Genomic DNA, 23,912 nt, shown 5'->3' on the forward strand with positions numbered 1-23,912 from the left:
TCTTTGTTTCTTGTGGGTGGCTGTTCCTTGGGTCGTTTGCCGCCCCCGGGGGGCCCGGGGGGGCGCCCCCCCCCCCCCCCCCCCCGGGGGGGGGGGGGGGGGGCCCCCCCCCCCGGGGGGGCCCCCCACGGCCGCCGCTTCGTCTCCGTTCCGCGTGTCGACGAGTTCCACAGCAGGTGCACAGCTGTGGCCTAAATCCTTCATATGCACCGGCACCATAGTTGAACCATGACGCTCACAGACCAGGCCCCGGGGAACCTGCCGCACATGCAGCTGCGGGCCGCCGTCGGCGCACGGACTGGAGCCGCGGCGCCTGTCCTGGACGTGACCATCCCGGTCTACAACGAGGAACAGGGTCTGGAGCAGTCCCTCCGGCGGCTGCACGCCTACCTGCACTGCACCTTCCCGCACACCTTCCGGATTACGGTGGCGGACAACGCCAGCACCGACGGCACGCTCCGGATCGCCGAGCGTGTGGCCCGGGAACTCCGCGAGGTCACCGTGGTCCGGCTCCCTGACAAGGGAAGGGGAAACGCGCTTCGCACGGTGTGGCTCGCGTCGTCGTCGCCCGTCCTGGCCTACATGGATGTGAACCTTTCCACCGACCTTGCCGCGCTTGCCCCCTTGGTAGCGCCTCTCCTCTCCGGGCATTCCGACCTGGCGATCGGAACCCGGCTATCGCGCAGCTCCCGTGTGGTCAGGGGACACCGGCCGGCATTCATCTCGCGTGGCTACAACCTTCTGCTGCATACCCTGCTGGGTGCTCACTTCAGCGATGCGCAGTGCGGCTTCAAGGCAATCCGCGCGGATATCGCCCGGCAGATCCTCCCCCACACCACGGACAATGCCTGGTTCTTCGACACGGAGCTGCTGGTCCTGGCCGAAAAATGCGGGCTCCGGGTGCACGAAGTGCCGGTGGACTGGGTAAACGAGGCCGACGCCGGCGTCGATATTGTCCGGACTGCCCTCGCCGACCTGCGCGGTTTGGGCCGCCTTAGCCGCGACCTGGCGACCGGCCGCATACCGGTTCCCGAGCTTCGCTCAGCCTTGGACCGGGACTCAGCCCAGGTAGGGTCCAGCTCAACTATGAGTCCTTGAGCCATGTCATGGCTTCGTCCGGGCAGGTGAAATACCGCGTCGGTGCAGCCGGAGAGTTGATGCTGAGAAAGAAATTGGCCATTGCCCGGTCCACCGGAGACGATCCGAGGAGCGCCACCCTCGCCACCGTGCTGGGGCGGGCGAAGACGCGCCGCGCACCGCGGCTCATGGAAGACGCGGCCGCCATGTCCACCAGCATCGGATAGGGGCGCCCGCTGCTCAACTGTGTGACGGCCGCCATGACAGCTGTCGCGGCATCTTCGGATATGGCCAGACCTGGAATCCATTGCACATGAAGAACGCCATTGCGTAGGACAACGGTGCCTCTAGCGCCGTCAATGGAAACCTCGGTCATCCTATCCCCCCAGATAGCGTCAGCCGTCTTCACTGACACTAGCCGACAGGAGGCGAATTTTGGACGTCAGAACCGGAAGGAAATCGTTCTCACACCGGCGCTGTCCACTGCAGTGGTCACGGAGACCTCGGAGTAGTCGTTTATGTGCAGAACGCCGTCCGGCAGTTTTCCAGTGTTGGGCCCGATAGCAACGGTCCTGATCCCGGCGGCAAGTCCGGCCGCAATTCCGGCGGGCGCGTCCTCAAAGACCAGTGCGTCAGCCGGGTCCACCCCAAGCAGTTCGGCGGCCCGGAGGTAGCCTTCCGGATGGGGCTTGCCTCGGGCGACAAGGTCGGCTGTGACGGCGGTGGCAGGCATGGCCAGACCCGCCGCGCCCATACGGATATCGGCCAGGATCCGGTCGGCGGAGGTCACCAGGGCGACGGCGTCCGCCGGCAGGCTGCGCAAGAGTTCAGCAGCGCCAGGCAAGGAGACAATGCCCTCGGTCCGGACGCGCTCCATGGCACCGAGCTCCGCGGTGAGCGAAACGACGTCGGTGCCGGCCGGCGCAAACCGGCGCACCGTGTCCCCGGCCTGGACGCCGTGCGAGGTCCGGAGGATCTCGGCGATGTCCAGACCGTAGCGGGCGGCAAGTTCTCCCCACACCTGCTCCACGACGGCCGTCGAATCAACCAGGGTGCCGTCCATGTCGAACAGCACGGCCCGTGCGGTCAGGGTTGTTCCGGACGGTATGGCGGAGACAGGGGTTGCGGCATCGGCAGGAAAGCTCATGCTTCCATCCTGCCTCACGTAACGGGGGCCAGAGATTTTGTGACTTAGCCGTTCGGGCGTTGAGGAAGATACTGGATCGCCCATTTGTTACCGTCGGGATCGGCAAAATAGACAAAGTGGCCCCAGTCCTGGACGTCGATGTCGCTAACGTCCACCCCGTTTCCTTTCAGATGGTCATGAGCAGCCTGGATGTCGCTGACCACGACCTGCAGGCTCGGGGCCGTGCCGGGACTAGCATCGCTGAGGCCCTCGCCGATGGCAATCGAACATGCCGAGCCCGGCGGGGTCAGCTGGACGAAGCGGATGCCATCCATGGGCCGCTCGTCGAAGTCAGCGTTGAAGCCCACCTTGTTGACGTAAAAATCCTTGGCACGGTCCACATCGGACACAGGGACAAACACCAGTTCAAGTTTCCAGTCCATGGGCCACAGGCTAGCCGCGGCCGCCGGAATCCGGAAGAGGGCAACCGCTTCGCACTGGCTTAACCGGGCCCCTGCTAGCCGGCGATGCCGTACAGGCGGTCTCCGGCGTCGCCGAGTCCGGGCACGATATAGGACTTCTCGTTGAGCTTCTCGTCAATGGACGCCAGGACGATGGTCACGTTGGCGTCCGCGAGTTCTTCCTCCAGCTTGGCCAGCCCCTCAGGCGCGGCCAGCAGGCAGATGCACGTCACGTCCGAAGCGCCGCGCTTGAAGAGGAACTTGATGGCTTCGCGCAGCGTGCCGCCGGTGGCCAGCATGGGATCCAGCACGAAGATTTGCCGGTCCGTCAGGTTCTCGGGGAGGCGCTCGGCATAGGTGATGATGTCCAGCGTTTCCTCGTCACGGGCCATCCCCAGGAACCCGACCTCGGCTGTTGGCACGAGTTTGGTCATTCCCTCGAGCATGCCCAGACCGGCGCGGAGGATGGGAACCACCAGCGGCGTGGGCTTGGTGAACGCGGTGCCGACGGTGGTGCTGACCGGAGTTTCGATGGTGACCGGCTGGGTGCGGACGTCCCGGGTGGCCTCATAGGCGAGGAGCGTGACCAGTTCCTCGGTGAGTTGCCGGAAGACCGGGGAGGGGGTGTTTTTGTCCCGCAGAACGGTGAGCTTGTGGGCGACCAGCGGGTGGTCCACGACGAGTGTGCGCATGGGTCAAAACTATCACCCGGCGCTGGCGTCCCCGCCCCGCGATCCGCCGGGTTCCCGGCGGCGTTCCGCGCCGCCGGGAACGGGTTCGCCGCCGTGGGCGCCACTGTGTTCGCCCGGCTCGTCCCGGAGCAACGGGTGGTCGAACGTCGGGGCCGGTCCTGCGTGCTCGCGGTGCCGTATGACATGGAAGAGCCTGTGGGCCAGGATCACGATTCCCACCCAGGCGAGGCCAAGGAGCCATCCGGCAATGACGTCGGTGAGCCAATGATGGCCCAGGAAGACCCGGCTCAGGCCCATGGCGATGATAAAGAGTGAACCCACCGTGATCATGGACACGCGAATAGCCGTCCGTTCCAGTTGGAGGCACGCCAGGTAAACGATCAAACCGATCACGACGGTGGTGTTGAGCGTGTGGCCGCTGGGGAAAGACGGCGAATCTTCGTAGGGCGGAACAGCGTCCGCATGGTCCGGGCGGGTGCGGCCGAACAGCTTCTTGCCGAAGGTGGTCGCGGAGATGGAGACAGCCGCCGCGCCGCCCACCAGGATGAGGGGCCGCCAGGTGCGCCCTGCCCACGTCAGCCAAGCCGTCAGGACGCTGCCGACGATCGGCATGCCGACCCCGCCGCCAATGTTGGTGAAGGCAGTGACGGCGGAATTGAGCCAGGGGTTCCGGAGGTCCTCGGACAGGGCCAGCGCGGGCTTGTCCAGATTGGCGAGGCCCGCTTCGTCCACCACGTCGTCGTAGACTTCGGCCCCCATGAACGCCAGGGTCACGACGATTGCGCCGCCAACCAGCATGGTGATCCAGAGGGCAGCGTAGGGAACAACCCACCGTCCCCACCGGTCGGTAATGCGGTCAGTCAAGATCTTCACGTCGTCTCCCCGGGCTCATCCGTCGTCTGCGCCTGCCGTACCTTCGAAACTATCATTGAGCCATGACTTCCCCGGAGCCCCGCCATGCCGAATGGATGGGCCTTGCCCTCGCCGAAGCACGGGCGGCGCTGGCCACCGACGACGTGCCGATCGGCGCCGTCGTCATCGGCCCGGACGGCGAAGTCCTGGGTACAGGGAGGAACGAACGGGAGGCGCACGGTGATCCCACCGCGCACGCCGAGATGGTGGCGATCCGCGAGGCGGCCGCCCGGCTGCAGGCGCTGGGGCCAAAAACCAATGGCGGGCAGGGCGACGGCTGGCGGCTCGCGGACTGCACCCTCGTGGTGACCCTGGAACCGTGTGCCATGTGCGCCGGCGCCGTTGTGCTGGCGAGGATCCCCCGTGTGGTGTTCGGGGCGTGGGACGAGAAGGCCGGGGCCGCCGGCTCGGTGTTCGACATCCTCCGCGAGCGCCGGCTCAACCACTGGGTTGAGGTCTACGCCGGCGTCCGGGAGCAGGAGTGTGCCGCGCTGCTCCGGGATTTCTTCGCCGGGCACCGGCAGCTCAGCTAGCCGGCATTCGCCGCGTCCAGGGCGTCAATGCGCTCCTGCCTGGATGCCGGCGAGTCAAGGCTGAAGGAACGGAAGTCGCCCAAGTCGTCCCGGATCCACGCTTCCACCTCGGCGATCCGCTGCTCGATGCGCGGCGAAGATCCGTCGAACAACCAGTGCGCGATCCGCTGCCCCACGGGATCGTATTGCCACAGTCCGATGATCCGGCCGCGGTCCAGGATCGGGTGGTCCGGCAGGTCGGCCTGCTCCGCCAGTGTTGCGCCGAGCAGCGTCGCATCCCCGTCGTCACCCGCGAACAGGTCCGCGGCGTTCCGCCGCTGTATAACGAGCGAGTCCGTCCCCGCGAGGAGCTGGATCTGTTCCTCCGCCGGCACGTCAAAAACGGCAAGCCGCTCGACGTCGTCGGGCAGCATCCACAGCGCTTCGCCTTTGGCGGCACGGTGGACGGTGGGCACCTCAACGGCACCGACGGCGGCCAAGGCCGCCTTGCTCTGGGCGACTGTGAATCCGGAGAACCACTGGGATTGCTTGAGCGTGGCGCCGCCGGTCCAACCCAAGTACTTGCGGATCAGCTCACAGCGGGCGGCGTCGACGTCCAACGGGCTCGGCGGCAAGTCCCACGGCGTGTAGGCGTAGCGCTGCTGGTCGAGACGTCCGTTGGCGGGGACACGGCGGATCCGGCCGTCGCGCTGCAGCAGGCCAAGGGCCGTGGGGAGGGTGGTGGATACGCCCTGCCTCTTGCCTTCCTCACCCAGGCTCCGGACGGAACCGCCCAGTTCGTCCTTGAGCTGCTTCGGATCCAGCGGGTGGCCGGCCTCGGCCAGGGCGTGCAGCACCTGCTCCTCGAGCAGCGTGAGTTCGCCGCGGTCCACCCCCAGCCTGCCAAGCACCTTGAAGACTTCGGCGGAGTCCTTGCCCAGCTTCAACGCCCACGCGAAGTCCTCCGCGCCCAGGACGTAAGTGCAGCCGCGTGCGCTGGGGAGTTCGTAGATCCGCAGGGCCAGGACGTCGGCATCAACCTGTGCGCGCCGGATTCCGGCACGGGCGAACAGCGTGAGGTAGGGGTTGGCGCCACCCAGGGAACGTGCCCAGCCTGCCCTGGCCAGGACCTCGGCTGCGGTATGACCGGTGAGGCTGCCGTCGAGGCCCTGTCTGTGCCAGGCCCACGCGCGCAGGCGTTCCGCCGTGAGCGTGTGTGCGGGCGGCACGCTCACGGCCGCGGGGTCAGCCGGCGGAGTCTCAGCGGTGAGGGGCTCGGTTGTCATAGGGGTCATTGTCCATCAGCCGGTAGAGCAACGGAATGACCTGGCGCAGTCCGTTTGCGCGGCACGCCCGGTCCCGCCCTGTCCGCTTCAATGCTGTCCAGCACCGTCCTGGCCGTGGCCTCCCAGCCAGGGAGCCGGTTCCGCGCAGCCAGCGCCGCGTCGCGCCACCGCGAGCGAAGTTCCGGATCCGTCAGCCAGCCGCGGAGGACCAGTGCCAGCGGGGACGGATCCGCGCCGAGTACGACGGCGGCGCCCGGCAGCGCAGGTTCCCCGCCGCCGTCGGGAGCTGCTGCCCCGTCCTGGTCCGCAGTGCCCGGTGACCCGGCCGCCAGTGCCTCGACGGCGCCGGTGCCGGCACGCACCACCACAGGAATTCCTCGGGCGAGGGACTCGGTGACCACCATCCCGTAGGCTTCAGCCCGCGAGATCAGCAGGCTGAGATCGGCACGGTGCCACGCCTCTTCCAGGGCGTCGCCGGCGAGCTCGCCGCGGACAGTCACCCGATCGGTCAGCCCGAGCCGGGTTACCGCGTTCCGGACAGTCTGGGCATATACGGTGTCTGCGGAATCGGAGCCCACCAGCGCCGCGGTCCAGGGCAGGTCCGTGAGTCCGGCGAACGCCTCCAGCAGCAGGAGCTGGTCCTTATTCGGCAGCAGCGCGGCCACTGACACGAGGTGCGGCGGGTTCGAACCGGCAGCAGGAGGAGCGGCATCGGTGCCGGGCAGCGCCACGTGGATCGGCGCCGGGCAGTGTTTGTCTCGGATTGCCGCAGCCGTCGTCGAACTGGTGCAGATCACGCCTGCGGCGGCAGCCAGCGCGCGTTCCTCCAGGTCCGGGTGGTCTGCCAGCGGCATGTGCAGCAGGATCCACGCGGGCCGTCCCGCGGCGGCAGCGGCCTCCATCTCCAGCGGCGCGCCCAGTCCAACCAGGCCGTCCACGATGGTCACCGGACTCCCGGCCGCCTCCTCGGCGCCGGCAGCGAGCAGCAACGCGGCCAGCCGCCGTCGTTCTTCCTCGCTGCCCACTGGCCAGTGGCCGTCTACGGGCCAAACTTCCACGTCCGCCCCGAGGGCGGTAAGCCCGCGGACCAGCGCGGCGTTGTAGGCGTTGCCGCCTGAGTGGTGCAGCACGTTGCCCGGCACGATCAGCCGGACCGCCAGCCCGTCCGCGCGGGACCCGGTCATTTCTTTACTCGGCGTCGAAGTCGAGTGCGAACGACGCCCAGGCGTCGGGGGTCTCGCGCAGGGTGACGTCCAGTCCGGCCAGTTCCCGCCCGTCCTCGCCATCGCGGACCCTCGTGGCGACGGACTCGGCGATGTACTGCGCCAGCGCCTCGGTGGTGCTCAGCTTCCCGGCGAAGTCCGGGTGCTCGTCCAGGTTTTTGTAGTTCAGGCCGGCCAGCACCTCCTCGATGAGCCCGCCGGCGGCACCGATGTCCAGGACGATGGCGTCGTCGTTCAGGGCCCGACGGCGGAAGGTCACCTCCGCCACGAACGTGGCCCCGTGAAGGCCCTGGGCGGGCCCGAAGGCTTCGCGGGGCAGGCTGTGGGCAATCATGAAGTGGCGGCGGACGGTCAGTCTGAACAAGGGCTACCTCTTGTCTTCGGTGGGGTATTCAATGACGTGGCAGAGTGCATCCAGGCGGCCGTCGGCCAGTTCATGGACGACGGCGGGTAGTTCAGTAAACGGGGACGAGCCCGTGATGAACGCGTCATAGACCGGATCGCTGAGCAGGGACACGGCGAGTGCCAGGCGATCAGCGCTGGTCCGGCGGTGGCGGCGGGAGCGCGCCACGACCCCCACCTGGCTGGCGCGGATGGAGAGCCGGCGGGCGTGGAAGTCCTCGCCCAGCGGGATGGTTACCCGCCTGTCGGCGTACCAGGACATCTCGATGACGTCCCCTTCGTCGCCCACCAACTGCAGGCTCCGTTCGAGGCCCTCCTGGGAGGCCGAGCAGTGGATCACGATGTCGCAGTCGGCCAGGGCGTCGTCGGGGTGGGCGAATTCGACGCCGAGGGTTTCAGCGAAGGCGCGCTTCGCCGGGTCGACGTCGATCAGCTGGAGCCGCTGCAGCGGAAAGGTGCGCAGGAGGGTGGCAACCATGCCGCCCACCAGGCCGGCTCCGACGACGGCCACGCGGTCCCCCAGCCGGGGCCCGGCCTCCCACAGTGCGTTGACGGCGGTTTCCACTGTTCCCGTGAGCACTGCCCGCCGGGCCGGGACGTTCTCCGGGACCACGGTCAGGGACTCGACCGGGACTACGTAGCGGTCCTGGTGGGGGTGCAGGCAGAACACTGTGCGGCCCACCCATTCCTCCGGGCCTGCCTCCACGGTTCCCACGGAGAGGTAGCCGAACTTGACCGGTGAGGGGAAGGAGCCCTCCTGGAGGGGTGCCCGCATTTGTTCGGCAACCCGTGGCGGAACCTTGCCGCAGTGGACCACCGTTTCTGTGCCTTTGCTGATGCCGGAATAGAGGGCACGGACCAGCGCTTCGCCGGGGCCCGGCGCGGGGAGGCCCTCGCTCCGGAGTTCGCCTTTTTCGTGGCCTACCGTCCAATAGGCTTTGGCTTGGGAGTGGTGCTGGGCATTGATCATCTTGCTTACGAATCTAGTCCCCGGCGGGTGCGCGGGGAAGACATCCCGCCCTCGGCGCGCCGTCGTTTTGGGGAAGCGAGGTATGCTCCGGTAACCTATTCAGGTTGGTGACGTGTCCGAGCGGCCGAAGGTGCAACACTCGAAATGTTGTTTGGTGTCAAAGCCAACGTGGGTTCAAATCCCACCGTCACCGCCAAGTAGCAAGGCCCCGGGTTTCTTTGTTGGAAACCCGGGGCCTTTGCTTTGCCTGGAAATCGGCACCTCGCCAGTTTCAGTGCACTGCGGGCGTTAGTGCTCGGCCTCTGCGGCAGCCTTCTTGGCGTTCTTCTCGGCGTCCTTCTCGGCGCGCAGCGCCTGCGCCTCGTGCTGTTCCTCGGCTTTTTCCTGGTGGATGACCTCTGCCAGGAGCTTCTCCATCTCCTTGGCCACGCTGGCCGCTGACGCCGGGTTCTGGCCGGTCACCAGCCGCTCGTCGACCACGACCTTTTCTTCAAAGACACCAGCGGAGACGTGGGTGGCGCCCTGTTCCTCAAGCCGGTCTGCCAAAAAGAACGGGATGACCTTGTCCTTCCCTGCGGCAACCTCCTCGTCGTTGGTGAAGGCAGCGACCTTCCTGCCTTCGACCAGCCGGAAGCCGTTGGCCAACTCTACGTTCAGCAGTCCGGCCGGCCCGTGGCAGACAGCGCCCACCACGCCACCGGCGTTGTAGACGCTGGCCACCAGATTCTGCAAGCCTTCGCTGTCCGGGAAGTCCCACATGGTGCCGTGGCCTCCTACGAGGTAGACGGCGTCGTACTGTTCGGGATCAACGACGTCGACGCGGGCCGTGTTGTAGAGGCCGGCGCGCGTGGTCTCGTCCTCCGTGAAGGCGACCTGGATGGGATCTTCCGAGTCCACCTCGTCGCGCGGGGGCTGGCCGCCCTGGATGGACGCAAAGTCGACGAAATGCCCGGAATCCTTGAAGACCTTCCAGGGATGTGCAGCTTCGGCCACGTTGTAGCCGGTCTTCTCTCCGGTATCGCCGATCTCGGAAACGCTGGTCAGTACCATGAGGATTTTCTTCATGAAATGTTCCTTTCGTCTAACTTCCACCCTACGCCCAGCCCAATTCGGGCCCTCCCGCCCCCTCTGAGACTGTGGTGGTCGCCTACACTCAGGCTTCTGCCGTCGAAAGGAAGAAGTTCGCGCACGGGCTTCGGCCGCAGAGAATCCTTTTGCGGTCCGGAGACCAGTCCGGGATGTTCGTTAGGGTGAGAGATATGTGTACGGCAGAGCCGGTGATTCACCGGCCCGGTGATCGCATTGTGCTGGGGGCGCGCCGCCTTCGCGCGCCTTCGGACATTGGACGACGTTGAACAAAACTATTCCCGCCCTCGCCACGGCAATGGCCGCCCTGCTGATCCCGGGATGCTCCTCATCCACCGCGCAGACAGCACCCACCACGGCTTCGCCGGCCCCGACGTTGGCCAGCCAGACGGCTTCGGCCCCCGAGTCCGTCCCGACCGCGCCTGGCGACGCAGACAAGACAGCGGACTTCAAGACGGCCAACGCCAACGCGCCTTGGGTCGGTCAGATCAAGTCCGCGACGGAAACGGAGCCGGGCAGGATCCGCGTCGACACACGTGTCGTTGACCCGCGCGGCGACAACGGCAGCCAGGCGGCCAAAACAGCGATCGCCATCTGCGAGTCCGCCGTTGCTCTCTTCGGGCCAAGCTACGTCGCGGTCATGGAGAACGACGGGACGAACTTCGTCTTGTTCGGCCACCCGTCCGTGCCCAAGGGTGCATGCACCGAGGTTTAGGCTGTGCCGCAATCCACCAATAGATCCCGGGCCGGGCATGGCCCCTCGTTAGAACGGACGAAACAGACTTATGGCCGGCACTGAACCCAAACAGCCTCCAGGCTTGCCCAAGTACTGGTACGGGCACGGATTTGAGGGGTGGACCAATAAGGTCATCATCCACGCGTACACCACAGAAGAATGGGGCCTGGGAGGCCACAACCCCCGCGGCATCCACAACCCGGCCACGAGCTTCACCGGGCTTAGCGTCGTCGTCGTGATCATGACGATCCCCGCTTTCCTGGCCCCGCTCGGGATACTCTTCGGAATCATCGCGCTGTTCATGTCCATCCCGGATCTGGGAGACATGGGCCTGGGCTTGATATTTATCATTGGTTCCCTCATATGCACGGTCCTGTTCACTGGCGGCTGGTTCGTCAGTGTCAAGGCGCTCCGCGATGAGTGGCGTGCCCGGAAGCTCCGGAAGGCCAAGGGGCTGCCAAAGCCCTTGTACGAGGTCACCGACGATCAGGCACGCAGATGGTTCGAGGAGCACCCCGGAACATTGGAGATCACCCGGGAGAACTTCCCTCATAGCACCCGCCCCTTTCCCGGAGAGCCGGGATATTTCGAACCCAAGAGGACCCACCATGGTTTATGACCGTGAGCGTGAGCGGCGCAACGATGCCGTGTACGCCGAACACAAGAGGGCTGTAGCAGCCGGCGAGAAGCGTGTTCTCCGCAGGACCAGCACCGGCGAGCTGCACAGCTACCCAGGTGATGAGATCGGCTTCACGCCCGGCCGCGGCCAGGCCCAGGTCAGCACCTGGTGGGGCATGGGAATACTCATGGTCATTTCGGGGATCGCATTCATCACCATGTGTTGGCTGTTCCAGCGCCCCCTGTGGGAAGGTGAGGCACCCGAGTGGGGTGCGTTGTGGCCGATTGGGCTCTCGGGGTTCTTCACTCCCTATGCGTTCATCCTGGCCCGCGATGAGTACCGGGCGACCCAGCTCCGCAAACGCCGCGGCTCCCCAAAACCCGGCACCGGCAGCATCGACATTGATCTCCTGGAGCTGGGGCAGAAAAGTCCCGACCGACCTGACACGTCCCGATAGGATCCGTTCCGATGTTCAACCAGGACAAGCAGTTCCGCAGGCCTGACGGCACCCTGTATGACCCGAGCAGCTTCAACGTAGCCAGTACGAGGAGCAGTACGGTCCCGGTGGCGTGCCTGAACGATGGTCGATGGCCGCCACCACACCTCTCCAGAGCCCAGGACTGATGCCAGAATCTACTGGGAAGTCCCCGGAGATCCTGCTGGCATCCCAGTCCTTTATCTTCACGACGGCCCTGGCCGTCTAGGTCTGCCCGTCGAGCCGTCTGCACGCCCCCTAACGAAAGAGGACCATCCGTGATCACAGTGCACCTTCGATATGAGATCGATGCAAGCAAGCTAGCTGACTTTGAAGAATATGGACGGCGGTGGATCCGTCTGGTCAACAGGCTGGGCGGAGAGCATCACGGCTATTTCCTTCCGAGCGAAGGTGACAGCGACGAGGCCTTCGCCCTGTTCACCTTCCCGTCACTCGCCGACTACGAAAAGTACCGGTCGGCGGTGGCTGTGGATCCCGAGTGCATGGAGGCCTACCGATTCGCGACGGAAACAAACTGCATCCGACGGTACGAGCGAAGGTTCCTCTCACCCATGTTCGAATAACCAGCGTAGAGGCTGACAGGGTGGACTTCTAGTGGAGATGGGACCTGGCGCGGATGATCCCGGCAGAAAGACCCGCAGCGGCTATCAGGGATCCAAGCATGATGGCTACGCCTGAAAAGTAGTCATTGATCGTCATTTCGGTACACCTTCCATCTAGTGGTGTACCGAAGCTACCCATGCAAACCCGGCCCTCGCGGAGGATCGCCGAAGAATTTTGCTCACAATTGGGACACGGGAGAGGCGCTGCGCCCCGGTCCCTTGTGCTGCCGCCTCCCGGCGGACACCATGTAGGGACACCTTTCAACGGCGCCAGGGAGTGGTCTCGACGATGCGAATGCTGATCATGGGCCCTCCGGGGTGCGGCAAGGGCACCCAGGCCGAACGCCTTTCCCGGCGCCTCGGCATCAACGGCGTATCCACCGGGGACGTCTTCCGCGAGCACGTGAAGAACCTGACGCCGCTGGGCCGTGACGTCATGGCGCACCTGGACGCGGGCGACTTCGTCCCCGACAGCCTCACGAACCGCATGGTGCGTGACCGCCTGAACGAGGACGACGTCCGGGACGGGTTCCTCCTGGACGGGTACCCCCGCAATACAGCGCAGCTGGCCGAACTCGACACCATCCTTGCCGCCAACGGGCAGTCGCTGGACGTTGCACTCCAGCTGACGGCCGACGATACCGAACTGGTCCGCCGGGTGCTCCACCGCGCCACCCTGACCGGACGCAGCGACGATACCGAAGACGTCATCCGGCACCGCCTGGAGCTCTACTACCGTGAGACTGAGCCGGTGGCTTCGGAGTACTCGCAACGCGGAATCCTCCTGAGCGTCGACGGCATGGGCAACGAGGACGAGGTCTTCGACCAGCTGCTCGCAGCACTCCGGGCGGCGTTCCCCTCGGCTGTGCCCGATTCAGCCCCTTAGGCCGTCGCCAGGATCTCCGGCCGCCTCGCCGCCCAGGGCCGCAAAACCTCCACGGCCGCACCCACTGTGAACACTGTGGCGTCGTCGTACGGATGCCCCACGATCTGCACCCCGGTGGGGATGCCGCAGTCCGCCATGCCGCTGGGAACCGCCAGCACCGGGCACCGGTTGGCGATGTTGAAAGGCGCCGTCATGTGACCCTGCCAGTAATGCTCCAGCTGTTGGCCGCCGGCATCGATCCCGTCAAGGTACATGCCCTCCGCATCCAGTGCCGCTACGGCGGACGCGGGGCAGAGCAGGGCGTCGAAACCGGCCATGGCGGCAGCCAGCTCAGCCTGCAGGCGGGCCTCCGCGCGGATACCGTCCACGAAGCGGTTTTCATCGGCGGCCCGGCGGGCGTCCGCCATGAAGCGGCGCGTGTAGGGGGCCAGGAGTTCGGCTGAGCCCTCGGTCTCGTCCTCCATGGCCGGGCCCAACAGGTAGCCGAAGTGCGTGAACATCGTGCGGCTGATGGACTCCGTGGTCCACGCGAGTTCGATCTCCTCAACAATGGCCCCGGCGTCCCGCAAAGCCGCAGCGACCGCGCGGGTGTTGGCCTCGACGTCGGGCGCTACCGGGTAGTTCCCCAGCCTGATGCACAAGGCGATCCTCATCCCCGCGACGGAGGCCGCTGCGGCGGAAGCCCCGCCGTCGTGCGTGTCCGGTCCGGACACCGCAAGCCCGGGCGAGTCCGCGAGCGAGGTGTGGTCCCCCGCGTGCCGGCCCGCCATGACGTTGGCCAGCAGGGCGGTGTCCGCGACGGTCCGGGCCATCGGCCCGTCGCCGCGGTAGTGGTCGGCGGAGAGCGGCGCCAGGCCGGGGATCCTCCCGTACGGCGCCTTGTACCCCACCGTTCCCGTGAACGACGCCGGCAGCCGCGTGGAGCCGGCGATGTCCGAGGCCGTCGCAAGCGGAGCCAGCCCGGCGGCGAGCGCAGCCCCGGAACCGCCCGAGGATCCCCCGGGCGAGAACTGCAGGTTCCACGGGTTCCGGGTGACTCCCCACAGCGGACTGTGGGTGACCGTCGCGCAGCTGTATTCGGGTGTGGTGGTGCGGGCGTGGATGATGCCGCCCGCACGCCGGATCCGGCCGATGACCGGATGGTCCTCCGCTGCCAGCTCATCCTTCCTGGCCACGAGTCCCTGCGAGAGGGTCCGGCCCTTGAGCCCGTGCTTTTCCTTGGCGGCCACCGGCAGCCCAAGCAGCGGAGTGACATCACGGCCGCGGGCGTATCTGGCGGCGGCCTGCCGGGCCGCAGGCAATGCTTCGTCGAAGAGTGTTTCCGTCAGGGCGTTGACTCCCCCGTTGACGGCCTCCGTCCGCGCAATCACGGCTTCCATCAGCTCCACCGGGGAGAGCTCCCGGGTGCGGAAGAGCCGCAGCGCCGTGGCGGCGTCGAGGTAGTGCAGCTCCGTCACGCCAGGGCCCCGCAGACGAGCTCGCGCGCCACTCCGGTGAGCATGTCCACACCCGCCACCATGTCGGCGTCGGTGGTGAATTCGCGTTCGCAGTGCGAGACGCCGTCCACGCTGGGGATGAACAGCATGACGGACGGGGCCACGGTGTTCATCGCAACGGAATCGTGCCCGGCCATCGTCTGGATCCGCCGGGCGGAGAGTCCCAGGTTGGCCGCGACCTTGTCGGCCAGTTCCAGTCCGGCCTCGGGGAAGCGGCGGATGGGCCGGATGTCGAAGTCCTTCACGTTGACCTTGATGTCGTGCTCGCGGGCCAGCACGTCGATCTGCTCCAGCAGGGTGGCCCGGGCGGCCTTGACGATCTCCGGATCACCGGAGCGCAGGTCCGCCACAAGGTGCACCCTGCGTGCCACCACGATCGGGGAGTTCGGTTCCAGGGTCAGCTGGCCCACGGAGGACACCAGAGCCTCGTCCTCGAAGTCACCGGTTACGTCATGCACCATCAGGATGATCTTCGACGCCGCCACCAGGGCATCATGCCTGTCCGCCATGGCGGTGGCGCCCGTGTGGGACTGCTCACCCAGCACCTCGATGTCCAGCTTCTGCGTGTACCAGCTGCTGTCCACCAGGCCAATGGTGATGCCTTCCCGCTCCAGGATCCGGCCCTGCTCGATGTGGATCTCCGCGTAGCCCGCCACGTCCGGGCCCTCGGCGGCGCCCAGGTATCCGATGCCGTCCAGGGCTTCGCGGACGGTGACCCCCTGCAGGTCCCGGACGTCGAGCATCCGCTCCCGCTCCAGCAGGCCGGCGAAGACCGAACTTCCCATGATGCTCGGCGCGAACCGCCCGCCCTCCTCGTTGAACCAGTTCACCACCGCAAGGTTGAAACGGGGCGCTGCTCCGCCCTCCGCAACCTCTGCACCCAGCCGGCGTGCCGCGTGCAGTGCGGCGATCACGCCGTAGGCGCCGTCGAAGCGGCCGCCCAGCGGCTGGCTGTCCAGGTGCGATCCGATCAGCACATACGGTGCACCCGGAGTCCACTCCAGCAGCCCGAACATGTTGCCGATGCCGTCCACCCGAAGTTCCCACCCGGCGTCGTGCACCCACGCAGCGAACCAGTCGCGCGTCTGCGCGTCCTCGGCCGTGGCCGCCTGGCGGTCAACGCCGTTGTGTTGGGTGGCCCCAATCGTGGCCACGTGGTGGAAGTCGGAAAGGAAAGCTACTGAATTCATGGGAAGTCCTTTTGTGTATTGCTGTGAAGAGGGCAGGCGGCGGGCTTAGCCCATGCGGCCGCGGGTCTCGGGCACCTTGGTGAACAGCACCAGGAGGAGGACGACGACGGCAGCGGCCGCCATGTAGAAGCCAGGCGCGTGCGGCACACCGGTTCCGCCTACCAGGGCGGTGCCGATGAACGGTGCGGTGCCGCCGAAGAGGGCGTAGGCGCCGTTGTAGCTGATGGCCGCTGAAGTGAAGCGGGTGCGGGTGGTGAAGATCTCGACAAAGAAGGTGTAGCAGCCGCCGCCGTAGATGCAGAGCGCCACCACGAACAGGGACTGTCCCAGCAGCGCCAGGGGCAGGCTGCCGCTGGTGACCAGCATGAAGCTCGGCACGGACAGCACGGCAAGGGCGAGGGAGCCGGCGATGAGCATCGGCTTGCGGCCGAAGCGGTCCCCGAGGCGGCCGCCGATCGGAAGGAGGATGGCGTAGAGGGCCAGTGCCGCGGCGTTCACCATGAGCGACTGTTCACGGCTGAGGTGCCCGGTGGTCTGCACGTAGGAGACGAAGTAGGCCGAGAGGAAATAGAAGCCCATGGCCGTCAGGCCCATCACGAAGATGACCTGCACCATGCGGAGGCTGTTCTCGCGGAAGGCCTCGCGGACGGGGCTGAACTCCTTGGTCCGTGCCGCCTTGGCTTCGTTGAACGCGTCGCTTTCCACCGTACGGCTGCGGATCCAGACCCCGAAGAGTGCCAGCGGCAGTGCGAGCAGGAACGGCAGGCGCCAGCCCCAGGCCATGAAGGCTTCGTTGGGCATCGACTGGCTGAGGATGAGGATCATGGTCCCGGCAACCACGGAGGGCAGGGCGGTGGCGGCGATGGTGATGTTGAGCCAGAATCCGCGCTTGTTGACCGGTGCGTGCTCGAAGACAAACGACGGCGCACCCACGGATTCACCGCCGGCCGAGAAGCCCTGAATGAGGCGGCAGAGCACCAGGAGCGCTGGGGCCCATGCACCGATCTGGCCGTAAGTGGGCAGGATCCCCATCAGTGCGGTCGCGCCGCCGATGGCAACCAGGGTGATGGTCAGGACGCGGCGCCGGCCGATCCTGTCGCCGAGCGCGCCGAAGAACAGGCCGCCGATGGGCCGGACCACGAAGGCGACGCCGAACGTGGCGAAGGTGGCCAGCAAGGCAGCGACGGGGTTGCTGCCGGGGAAGAACAGCTGTGAGAAGATCACCGCAGTGAGGCCGTAGAGGGTGAAGTCGTAGAACTCGATGAACTGGCCGATGCTTCCACCCAGCAGGACGCGCTTCTGCATCTTGGTGGTGCCTGGCTGTCCGGTTCCGGGCTTTTCGAGGGTCCCCGTGCCGGGGTCGGCGGGGTTCTTGGAGGATGCGGTGCCGGCACGCCCTGCGGCGGGCTGCGGCTGGTTCTTGATGTCGTTGATGGTCATGAGAGCCACGCTAGGTTCGCCGTGTTTCCGGTACCCGACGCCGCGTTACGGGCATTTGAAGAGTTTTTTACGGACGCTACCGCGCTGTTGCCGCGATACACCGGTCCGGACATGCTTCGGACACATTGTGTGTGGTTCGGAACCATTGAATCTCCTTTGATCAACATGGTCAGCTCGCTGTGGGGTTTCGGCCGAAGCCGTGTTTGCGGGGTTTTCACCGCTGGAGGATCCCCGTATCCACCCGGTTGCATCAACTGTGTGTGATCCCGTTCACATCTGTCCAATTGATTGTTTTTGAGGAAGTGATCGATTTTGTCAATGCCAATATCCAAGCACTGAGGTCAGGTCCGGCCCTGCCGGTCAGCGCGACGCCCCGTAGAGGCGGAGGCATGTCTCCTCAAAAGCCAGGGCCCGCCGCGTCGGCTGCACGCCCTCGGGGCGGACCAGCATCACCTCGATCGGCGGGAGATTATCCGTCAGGGTCAGCGCCACGACCTTGCCGCCGGAGTAGGTCATGTCGCTGTGGAGCCGCTGGTTCAGCAAGGCGTATCCGTGGCCCTTCGCCACAAATGACCGGACCGTCTCGTAGCCGGCGAATCGGTGCCGGACGTTGGGCACCACCCCTGCAATGACGTAGAGCTGCTCGAAGTACTCCCGGCTGTGCGGCAGGTCCAGCACCACGGCGGGTTCGCCGTCGAGCTCCTTGAGTGAAATGGTCTTCTCGGGGCGTGCAGCGGCCGGATGCTCGGCATGGACCAGCACGTGCGGCGGGACCCGTTCCAGCACCTGGTACGTGAAGCCGCGCCCCAGGCCGAGTCCGTATGTCAGGGCAACGTCGCACTGCCCTTCGAGCAGGGCGGTTTGGAGGCTGGCCAGATCGGCCTCCAGGAAGGAAACCTCAACGCCCGGGTGCTGCACCTCGAACGTCTGCAGGATCGCCGGAAGCCTGAAGGGCGCCAGCGGGGCAAACACGCCCACTTTGAGCTCACCCACCAGGCTGGCGGCCAGGCCGCGGGCGGATTCGTAGAGCGAATCAGCGTGCTCCAGCAGTACCTTGATGTCCTGGGCAAGCTGCCTGCCCGACGGCGTGAGGCGCAGGCCGCGGGTCCTGAGCCGCACGAACAGCTGCGTGGACAGGCTGGCTTCAAGCTGGGCCATGGCAGTGGACAGGGTGGACTGGGTGACGAGCAGCCGGTCCGCGGCCGCCGTCATGTTCTCGAGCTCCGCCACCACCGCAAAATACCGCAGCTGGGTCAGGGTAAAGGGCTTAGCCATCGGTCAATGTTCGCAATCTGCGGCAAGCGCCGCGGTCAGTGGAGTTTTTGTCCACATAACGCGTCCAAAAGGGGTCCTAAGTCGCGTTATGTGGACAAAAACTCCATCAGGGAGTGGGGTCGGGTTCACAACGCCCGGAGCCGGTGCAGCAGGAGGGCGACGTGCAGCGAGGTGCGGGATTCGGCGTCGTCAAGGTCCACGGCCAGGAGCTCCTCCAGCCGGGCCAGCCGGGCGTAGAGCGTGGGCCTGCTCAAGTAGCCGCTGCGTGCCAGCGCAGCCTTGTTTCCGCCGGATTCGAGGTATTGGCCGAGCAGCTCCAGGTGCCCGCCGCTCCCCCGGGCCTCGGCCTGCAGCAGGCTTTCCAGTTCCGATTCCACAAACTGCTGGACGCGGGGATCGTTGCGCAGGAGGGCCAGCAGCCCCCGCAGCCGGACGTCGGTGGCCCGGTAGAACGGCTTTCCGGTCCCCCTCAGCGTCGCCGCTGTCTCGGCCACGTGCGCAGCCTCATCAATACCGGCCGCCGCCTCCAGCAGGGATCCCCTGGGGCGTCCGACGCCGATGGTCCAGTTTGGTGCCGCTGCCCCCCTCAGGCGGGTTGCGCCGTCGTCCGCCTGCGTACCGCCGTCGCCGGCTTGAACCGCGAGCGCGTCCGCCAGCCGCTGCAGCGTGGCCTCCTCGAGCTGCTTCGCCGGGAGGGCGAGGATCATGCCCACCGACCCGGACTGGATACTGGCGGTCAGCGCACTGCCGGCAGTGGACTTGACCACCTTGGCCAACAGTTCCAGGAGGGCACGTTCCTCCTGCTGGCCGGCGAGCGGATCGCGGGACTGCGCGCCATCGGACGTTGCCGCTGCCTGCGCGGAGGCACCGGTGCGGTACACGATCGGCACATAGAGCGGCGAGCGCTTCAGCCCCAGGGCGCCGGCGCGCGCCAGTGCTTCCGCTTCGCTGAGGCCCCGCGGGTGGCGCAGTGCGTTGAGCAGCCCGGCCTGGGCCTGCTGGCTGAGTTCACGCCGGTCCCGCTCGGCGAGGCGGTTGATGGCGAGGGTCTGCGCCGCGCGCTCAAGCACCATTGCCGCTGTTTCCTCGTCGTCCGGGGTTATCGGAAGGACCAGCCGCCCCCATAGCTGCTCGCGGACACCTACCGGAACCTGCAGCCAGTTCTCCGGTCCGGTGCGCAGCGTTCTCTGCGACGACGGCGTGGTCCTTGAGCGGCGCTCCCAGTCATGCAGGAGCTCAGTGGTGGCAAGGCCATGCGTCGAGTAGGCGAGGACCAGGTGGGACAGGTCCTCGAGCACCACCGGCGCGCCGATCATCCCGGCGGCCTGCTCCACCACGCGCTCCGTGCCGGCGCTTTCCAGGCTGAGGACCGTGAAGGCCTCGTGGACGTCGCGGGCGCGCTCCACCCGTTCGAGCTGCTCCGCCACGATCATCCGGTGCACCACCTCGGTGACCTCGACGAACCGCACCCGCCGCTGCACCACGATCACCGGCAGCGTGCATGACTTCGCCGCCGCCTGCAGCGCCGCCAGGCTGCGGCCCCGTTCACCCACCAGTTCCACGATCAGCCCGGCGGCCGAGGACTCCTCCAGGGACCGGATGAACGACGCCGTGGCTTGCGGCTCCTTCTCCAGCTCCAGTCCGGTGGTAAGCACCAGCTCGCCGCCGGAGAGAAGGCTGGAAATGTCCAGCAACTCGCTGACGTGGACCCAGCGCACCGGCGCATCGAGTCCGGCCGCGCCGCCCGCCTCGCCGCCGAGAATCTGCGGCGAGGCAGCGCGAAGCACAGGGAGTCCCAGGATAGTGCGGAGGGTTGGCAGCATTTACATAGTGTAACGGCAGTCGCATTTTCCTTTACACATCGCCCCTTATGGCGGCAGTCCCCCGGCGACAGACTGGAGGCAACGCATGAAGCGACCACAAACCACCTGAGGAGATTCCTTGAACATCGTCGAGCATTGGATCAACGGCAGCTACGTTCCGGTCGGCGAGCGCACTGCGCCCGTCACCAACCCCGCCACCGGAAAAGTCACCGCCCAGGTGGCACTGGCCAGCACCGAGGACAGCAACGCCGCCATCGCCACCGCCAAGGCTGCCTTCCCGGCCTGGCGCGACACCTCCCTCGCCCGCCGCACGCAGGTCCTCTTCGCTTTCCGCGAGCTGCTGAACTCCCGCAAGGACGAGCTCGCCGCCATCATCACCTCCGAGCACGGCAAGGTCCTCGACGATGCCCTGGGCGAGGTGACCCGCGGCCAGGAAGTGGTCGAGTTCGCCTGCGGCATTCCGCACCTGCTCAAGGGCAGCTACACCGAAAACGCCTCCACGAAGGTGGACGTCCACTCCATCCGCCAGGCCCTCGGCCCGGTTGCCATCATCAGCCCGTTCAACTTCCCGGCCATGGTTCCCATGTGGTTCTTCCCGCTCGCCATCGCCGCCGGCAACACCGTCATCATCAAGCCGAGCGAAAAGGACCCGACGGCCGTTAACTGGATGGCCGAGCTGTGGAAGGAAGCCGGGCTGCCGGACGGCGTCTTCAACGTCCTGCACGGCGACAAGGTGGCCGTGGACGCCCTCCTCACCCACCCTGACGTCAAGGCCGTTTCCTTCGTTGGCTCCACCCCGATCGCCAAGTACGTCTACCAGACCGCCACGGCCCACGGTAAGCGGGTCCAGGCCCTCGGCGGCGCCAAGAACCACATGATCGTGCTGCCCGACGCCGATCTGGACCTCGCGGCGGACGCTGCGGTCAACGCCGGTTTCGGTTCCGCCGGCGAGCGCTGCATGGCCATCTCGGCCCTGCTGGCGGTGGGCGACATCGCCGACGAACTCGTGGCCAAGATTGCCCAGCGCGCCAATTCCCTGCGCACCGGCGACGGCCTGCGCGGCTGCGACATGGGCCCTCTCGTCACAGCGGCGCACCGGGACAAGGTGGCCGGCTACGTGGACGCCGGCGAAGCGGCAGGCGCCACGATCGTCGTCGACGGCCGCGCCATCTCCCCCGACGCCGAAGGCGAGGGATTCTTCGTCGGCCCCACCCTCTTCGACAACGTCACCACCGAGATGTCCATCTACCAGGACGAGATCTTCGGCCCGGTCCTGTCCGTGGTCCGCGTGGACACCTACGACCAGGCCCTCGAGCTGATCAACAACAACCCGTACGGCAACGGCACCGCGATCTTCACGAACGACGGCGGTGCGGCACGCCGCTTCGAGAACGAAGTGGAGGTAGGCATGGTGGGCATCAACGTCCCCGTCCCGGTTCCGATGGCCTACTACTCCTTCGGCGGCTGGAAGAACTCACTGTTCGGCGACACCCACGCCCACGGCACCGAGGGCGTCGGCTTCTTCACCCGCGGCAAGGCCGTCACCTCCCGCTGGCTCGATCCCAGCCACGGCGGCATCAACCTCGGCTTCCCGCAGAACGCCTGACCGGCGCTCCTTCGAAAGGAACAGTCATGACTTCCACGATTGAAAGCGGCATCCTGCCCCTGTCCGGGGACGCGGAGGCGGCCCGCCGCGCCTACGAGCTGGACCGCAAGCACGTCTTCCACTCCTGGTCCGCCCAGGACCTGCTGGATCCGATGGTCATCACCGCAGCCGAGGGCTCCCACGTGTGGGACGGTGACGGCAAGAAGTACCTCGACTTCTCCTCCCAGCTGGTCAACACCAACATCGGCCACCAGCACCCCGCCGTCGTTGCCGCCATCGCCGCGCAGGCAGCGAAGCTTTGCACCATCGCCCCGAGCTACGTCAACGACGCCCGGTCGGAGGCCGCGCGGCTGATCGCCGAACGCACACCCGGGGAACTGGACCGGATCTTCTTCACCAACGGCGGCGCCGACGCCAACGAACACGCCGTCCGCATGGCCCGGCTCCACACCGGCCGCCATAAGGTCCTCTCCGCCTACCGCTCGTACCACGGCGGCACCCAGCTCGCGGTCAACCTCACGGGCGACCCACGCCGCTGGCCTAGCGACACCGGCAGCACCGGCACCATCCACTTCTTCCCGCCCTACCTCTACCGCACGGCATTCCACTCCACCACGGAAGAGGAGGAAAGCCAGCGCGCCCTGGAACACCTCGAACAGCTGATCAGCCTCGAGGGCCCCGCCACCATCGCGGCACTGATCCTGGAATCCGTTCCCGGGACCGCCGGCATCTACATGCCGCCGCCCGGCTACCTGCAGGGAGTCCGGGAACTGTGCACCAGGCACGGCATCGTCTTGATTGCGGACGAGGTCATGGCCGGCTTCGGACGCACCGGCAAGTGGTTCGCCGTCGAGCATTTCGACGTGGTTCCGGACCTGCTGACCTTCGCGAAGGGCGTCAACTCCGGCTATGTCCCGCTCGGCGGTGTGGCCATCAGCCCCGAAATCGCCGAGACCTTCGGGAAGCGCGTCTACCCCGGCGGCCTCACCTACTCCGGACACCCGCTGGCCACAGCAGCCGCCGTCGCCACGATTAACACCATGGAGCGCGAAGGCATCGTGGAACACGCCGCTTTCCTGGGCGAAACAGTCATCGGCCCCGCGCTGGCCGGGTTCGCCGAACGGCACCCCTCCGTGGGCGAGGTCCGCGGCACCGGGGTGTTCTGGGCCATCGAGCTCGTCAGGGACCGGGCCACGCGGGAGCCGCTGGCGCCGTACGGCGGTTCCAGCCCCGTGATGAACCAGCTCGTCGCGGCCTGCAAATCCAAGGGCCTGCTGCCGTTCGCCAACTTCAACCGGATCCATGTGGTCCCGCCCTGCAACACCAGCGTGGAGGACACCGAGGCCGGCCTGGCAATCCTCGACGAAGTCCTGGAAATCGCCGATCAGGCCATCGCCTGACCGCTCCCGCCGGAGCAAACCAAAGGCCGGACCCCGGATTCCCTGCCGAAGGGAATCCGGGGTCCGGCTGTTGATCTGTGCGGGGCAACCCGCGGGGTTAAGGAGCGTCCGTGTTACGGAACCGCGGGGTTAAGGAGCGTCCGGGCGCTGGTCCGGGCGCTGGTCCGGCTTGTGGCCGCGCAGGTTGTCCTGGACCTTGCCGAAGAGATCCTTGATGGTGGATTCGGTGTTGGTGAGCATGTCCGGCTGGACGTAGACGTCCTGCGTCGGCGGCAGGCTGTAGTGCGACGGAAGTCCTCCGGCGCCGTCAACACCGTCCAGTGCGATGGTCACCCCGCCTTCCTTGCGCGCAATGGCACCGATCCGGCCGAACACCAGCGTGAACTCATCCGGCTGGAAGCTGACGGTGTGTCCGATGTGTGTCCGGTTGAGCTCGCCCGCAGCTACCGCTTTCTCGTTGCCGGTCCCTGAGTAGTCCATGGTCTCTCCTAAAGGTGGATGGCAGCTTATGCCAGAAGTCTAGGGCGGGGCACGGATGCCGCATAGACCTCGCTGGACGGCTGCACAATACTCTCCGGCACCATCATCACTTCATC

25 protein-coding genes and 1 tRNA gene are annotated in these 23,912 nt (G+C 66.7%); 10 read left to right on the top strand and 16 right to left on the bottom strand.

Going from position 1 to position 23,912, the window contains the following annotated elements; genetic code table 11:
* Positions 1 to 228 precede the first annotated feature (228 nt).
* On the top strand, positions 229 to 1,098 hold the full coding sequence (locus J2S97_RS20690) for a dolichyl-phosphate beta-glucosyltransferase (protein WP_307051820.1): 870 nt from the start codon (positions 229 to 231) through the stop codon (positions 1,096 to 1,098).
* Here J2S97_RS20690 and J2S97_RS20695 read toward each other — a convergent pair.
* From J2S97_RS20695 to J2S97_RS20715, 5 genes are all read right to left on the bottom strand, one after another.
* A complete protein-coding gene (locus tag J2S97_RS20695; protein WP_444875941.1) occupies positions 1,085 to 1,390 on the bottom strand; it encodes a DUF7793 family protein in 306 nt (101 codons plus the stop codon). The two genes, J2S97_RS20690 and J2S97_RS20695, sit on opposite strands and share 14 nt — an antisense overlap.
* A gap of 129 nt (positions 1,391 to 1,519) precedes the next feature.
* Positions 1,520 to 2,224, bottom strand: a complete 705-nt coding sequence (locus J2S97_RS20700) for an HAD-IA family hydrolase (RefSeq protein WP_307051822.1) — start codon at positions 2,222 to 2,224, stop codon at positions 1,520 to 1,522.
* Between the two features lie 44 nt (positions 2,225 to 2,268).
* Positions 2,269 to 2,646, bottom strand: coding sequence for a glyoxalase superfamily protein (locus J2S97_RS20705; RefSeq protein WP_307051823.1), 378 nt, complete (start codon positions 2,644 to 2,646; stop codon positions 2,269 to 2,271).
* A 74-nt stretch (positions 2,647 to 2,720) separates the two neighbouring features.
* On the bottom strand, positions 2,721 to 3,356 hold the full coding sequence (gene upp / locus J2S97_RS20710; protein ID WP_104140883.1) for a uracil phosphoribosyltransferase: 636 nt from the start codon (positions 3,354 to 3,356) through the stop codon (positions 2,721 to 2,723).
* A 12-nt stretch (positions 3,357 to 3,368) separates the two neighbouring features.
* Complete coding sequence (locus tag J2S97_RS20715; protein WP_307051876.1) at positions 3,369 to 4,154, bottom strand: phosphatase PAP2 family protein; 786 nt, start codon at positions 4,152 to 4,154, stop codon at positions 3,369 to 3,371.
* A 137-nt stretch (positions 4,155 to 4,291) separates the two neighbouring features.
* On the opposite strand from J2S97_RS20715, the gene J2S97_RS20720 reads away from it, so the two are divergent.
* Complete coding sequence (locus tag J2S97_RS20720; protein WP_307051824.1) at positions 4,292 to 4,801, top strand: nucleoside deaminase; 510 nt, start codon at positions 4,292 to 4,294, stop codon at positions 4,799 to 4,801.
* Here J2S97_RS20720 and J2S97_RS20725 read toward each other — a convergent pair.
* From J2S97_RS20725 to J2S97_RS20740, 4 genes are read right to left on the bottom strand one after another with little or no spacing between them, the layout of a single operon-like run.
* A complete protein-coding gene (locus tag J2S97_RS20725) occupies positions 4,798 to 6,066 on the bottom strand; it encodes a DNA glycosylase AlkZ-like family protein (protein ID WP_307051825.1) in 1,269 nt (422 codons plus the stop codon). The genes J2S97_RS20720 and J2S97_RS20725 overlap by 4 nt on opposite strands.
* Before the next feature lie 5 nt (positions 6,067 to 6,071).
* The gene (locus tag J2S97_RS20730; protein WP_307051826.1) at positions 6,072 to 7,250 is read right to left on the bottom strand and encodes a glycosyltransferase family 4 protein; all 1,179 of its coding nucleotides are present in this window, start codon (positions 7,248 to 7,250) and stop codon (positions 6,072 to 6,074) included.
* 4 nt (positions 7,251 to 7,254) lie between these two features.
* Complete coding sequence (locus tag J2S97_RS20735) at positions 7,255 to 7,653, bottom strand: 6-pyruvoyl trahydropterin synthase family protein (RefSeq protein WP_307051827.1); 399 nt, start codon at positions 7,651 to 7,653, stop codon at positions 7,255 to 7,257.
* Positions 7,654 to 7,656: 3 nt separating this feature from the next.
* Positions 7,657 to 8,661 carry a zinc-dependent alcohol dehydrogenase gene (locus J2S97_RS20740; protein WP_307051828.1) on the bottom strand — a complete coding sequence of 335 codons (1,005 nt, stop codon included), beginning with the start codon at positions 8,659 to 8,661 and terminating at the stop codon, positions 7,657 to 7,659.
* 106 nt (positions 8,662 to 8,767) lie between these two features.
* On the opposite strand from J2S97_RS20740, the gene J2S97_RS20745 reads away from it, so the two are divergent.
* A tRNA-Ser gene (locus J2S97_RS20745) sits at positions 8,768 to 8,857 on the top strand.
* A gap of 92 nt (positions 8,858 to 8,949) precedes the next feature.
* Here J2S97_RS20745 and J2S97_RS20750 read toward each other — a convergent pair.
* The gene (locus J2S97_RS20750; protein WP_307051829.1) at positions 8,950 to 9,726 is read right to left on the bottom strand and encodes a type 1 glutamine amidotransferase domain-containing protein; all 777 of its coding nucleotides are present in this window, start codon (positions 9,724 to 9,726) and stop codon (positions 8,950 to 8,952) included.
* 286 nt (positions 9,727 to 10,012) lie between these two features.
* On the opposite strand from J2S97_RS20750, the gene J2S97_RS20755 reads away from it, so the two are divergent.
* The 5 genes from J2S97_RS20755 to J2S97_RS20775 all read left to right on the top strand — a co-directional run bounded on the left by J2S97_RS20755 (position 10,013) and on the right by J2S97_RS20775 (position 13,086).
* Positions 10,013 to 10,462 (top strand): hypothetical protein, encoded by a 450-nt coding sequence (locus tag J2S97_RS20755; protein WP_307051830.1) that lies wholly within the window; start codon positions 10,013 to 10,015, stop codon positions 10,460 to 10,462.
* Positions 10,463 to 10,565: 103 nt separating this feature from the next.
* On the top strand, positions 10,566 to 11,102 hold the full coding sequence (locus tag J2S97_RS20760; protein WP_307051831.1) for a hypothetical protein: 537 nt from the start codon (positions 10,566 to 10,568) through the stop codon (positions 11,100 to 11,102).
* Positions 11,092 to 11,559 carry a hypothetical protein gene (locus tag J2S97_RS20765; protein ID WP_307051832.1) on the top strand — a complete coding sequence of 156 codons (468 nt, stop codon included), beginning with the start codon at positions 11,092 to 11,094 and terminating at the stop codon, positions 11,557 to 11,559. Before J2S97_RS20760 ends, J2S97_RS20765 begins: the two co-directional genes overlap by 11 nt.
* 296 nt (positions 11,560 to 11,855) lie before the next feature.
* The gene (locus tag J2S97_RS20770) at positions 11,856 to 12,161 is read left to right on the top strand and encodes an NIPSNAP family protein (RefSeq protein WP_307051833.1); all 306 of its coding nucleotides are present in this window, start codon (positions 11,856 to 11,858) and stop codon (positions 12,159 to 12,161) included.
* Positions 12,162 to 12,495: 334 nt separating this feature from the next.
* Complete coding sequence (locus J2S97_RS20775; RefSeq protein ID WP_307051877.1) at positions 12,496 to 13,086, top strand: adenylate kinase; 591 nt, start codon at positions 12,496 to 12,498, stop codon at positions 13,084 to 13,086.
* On the opposite strand, the gene J2S97_RS20780 is transcribed toward J2S97_RS20775, so the two are convergent.
* The 5 genes from J2S97_RS20780 to J2S97_RS20800 all read right to left on the bottom strand — a co-directional run bounded on the left by J2S97_RS20780 (position 13,083) and on the right by J2S97_RS20800 (position 20,310).
* Positions 13,083 to 14,543, bottom strand: coding sequence for an amidase (locus J2S97_RS20780; RefSeq protein ID WP_307051834.1), 1,461 nt, complete (start codon positions 14,541 to 14,543; stop codon positions 13,083 to 13,085). The genes J2S97_RS20775 and J2S97_RS20780 overlap by 4 nt on opposite strands.
* Positions 14,540 to 15,772 carry a M20 family metallo-hydrolase gene (locus J2S97_RS20785; RefSeq protein WP_307051835.1) on the bottom strand — a complete coding sequence of 411 codons (1,233 nt, stop codon included), beginning with the start codon at positions 15,770 to 15,772 and terminating at the stop codon, positions 14,540 to 14,542. The genes J2S97_RS20780 and J2S97_RS20785 overlap by 4 nt, the downstream gene beginning before the upstream one ends.
* A 45-nt stretch (positions 15,773 to 15,817) precedes the next feature.
* Complete coding sequence (locus J2S97_RS20790) at positions 15,818 to 17,212, bottom strand: MFS transporter (protein WP_307051836.1); 1,395 nt, start codon at positions 17,210 to 17,212, stop codon at positions 15,818 to 15,820.
* A 360-nt stretch (positions 17,213 to 17,572) separates the two neighbouring features.
* A complete protein-coding gene (locus tag J2S97_RS20795; RefSeq protein WP_307051837.1) occupies positions 17,573 to 18,487 on the bottom strand; it encodes a LysR family transcriptional regulator in 915 nt (304 codons plus the stop codon).
* Positions 18,488 to 18,612: 125 nt separating this feature from the next.
* On the bottom strand, positions 18,613 to 20,310 hold the full coding sequence (locus J2S97_RS20800; RefSeq protein WP_307051838.1) for a PucR family transcriptional regulator: 1,698 nt from the start codon (positions 20,308 to 20,310) through the stop codon (positions 18,613 to 18,615).
* Positions 20,311 to 20,428: 118 nt separating this feature from the next.
* Between J2S97_RS20800 and J2S97_RS20805 the strand changes: the two genes are divergently transcribed.
* A complete protein-coding gene (locus tag J2S97_RS20805; protein WP_307051839.1) occupies positions 20,429 to 21,916 on the top strand; it encodes a CoA-acylating methylmalonate-semialdehyde dehydrogenase in 1,488 nt (495 codons plus the stop codon).
* A gap of 26 nt (positions 21,917 to 21,942) precedes the next feature.
* A complete protein-coding gene (locus J2S97_RS20810) occupies positions 21,943 to 23,316 on the top strand; it encodes an aspartate aminotransferase family protein (RefSeq protein ID WP_307051840.1) in 1,374 nt (457 codons plus the stop codon).
* A gap of 129 nt (positions 23,317 to 23,445) precedes the next feature.
* Here the strand turns inward: J2S97_RS20810 and J2S97_RS20815 are convergent, their stop codons facing one another.
* On the bottom strand, positions 23,446 to 23,796 hold the full coding sequence (locus tag J2S97_RS20815; RefSeq protein ID WP_307051841.1) for a hypothetical protein: 351 nt from the start codon (positions 23,794 to 23,796) through the stop codon (positions 23,446 to 23,448).
* Positions 23,797 to 23,912: the final 116 nt, after the last annotated feature.

The organism is Arthrobacter oryzae (assembly GCF_030812315.1).
In the GTDB taxonomy this organism is placed as follows: Bacteria; Actinomycetota; Actinomycetes; order Actinomycetales; family Micrococcaceae; genus Arthrobacter; species Arthrobacter oryzae_B.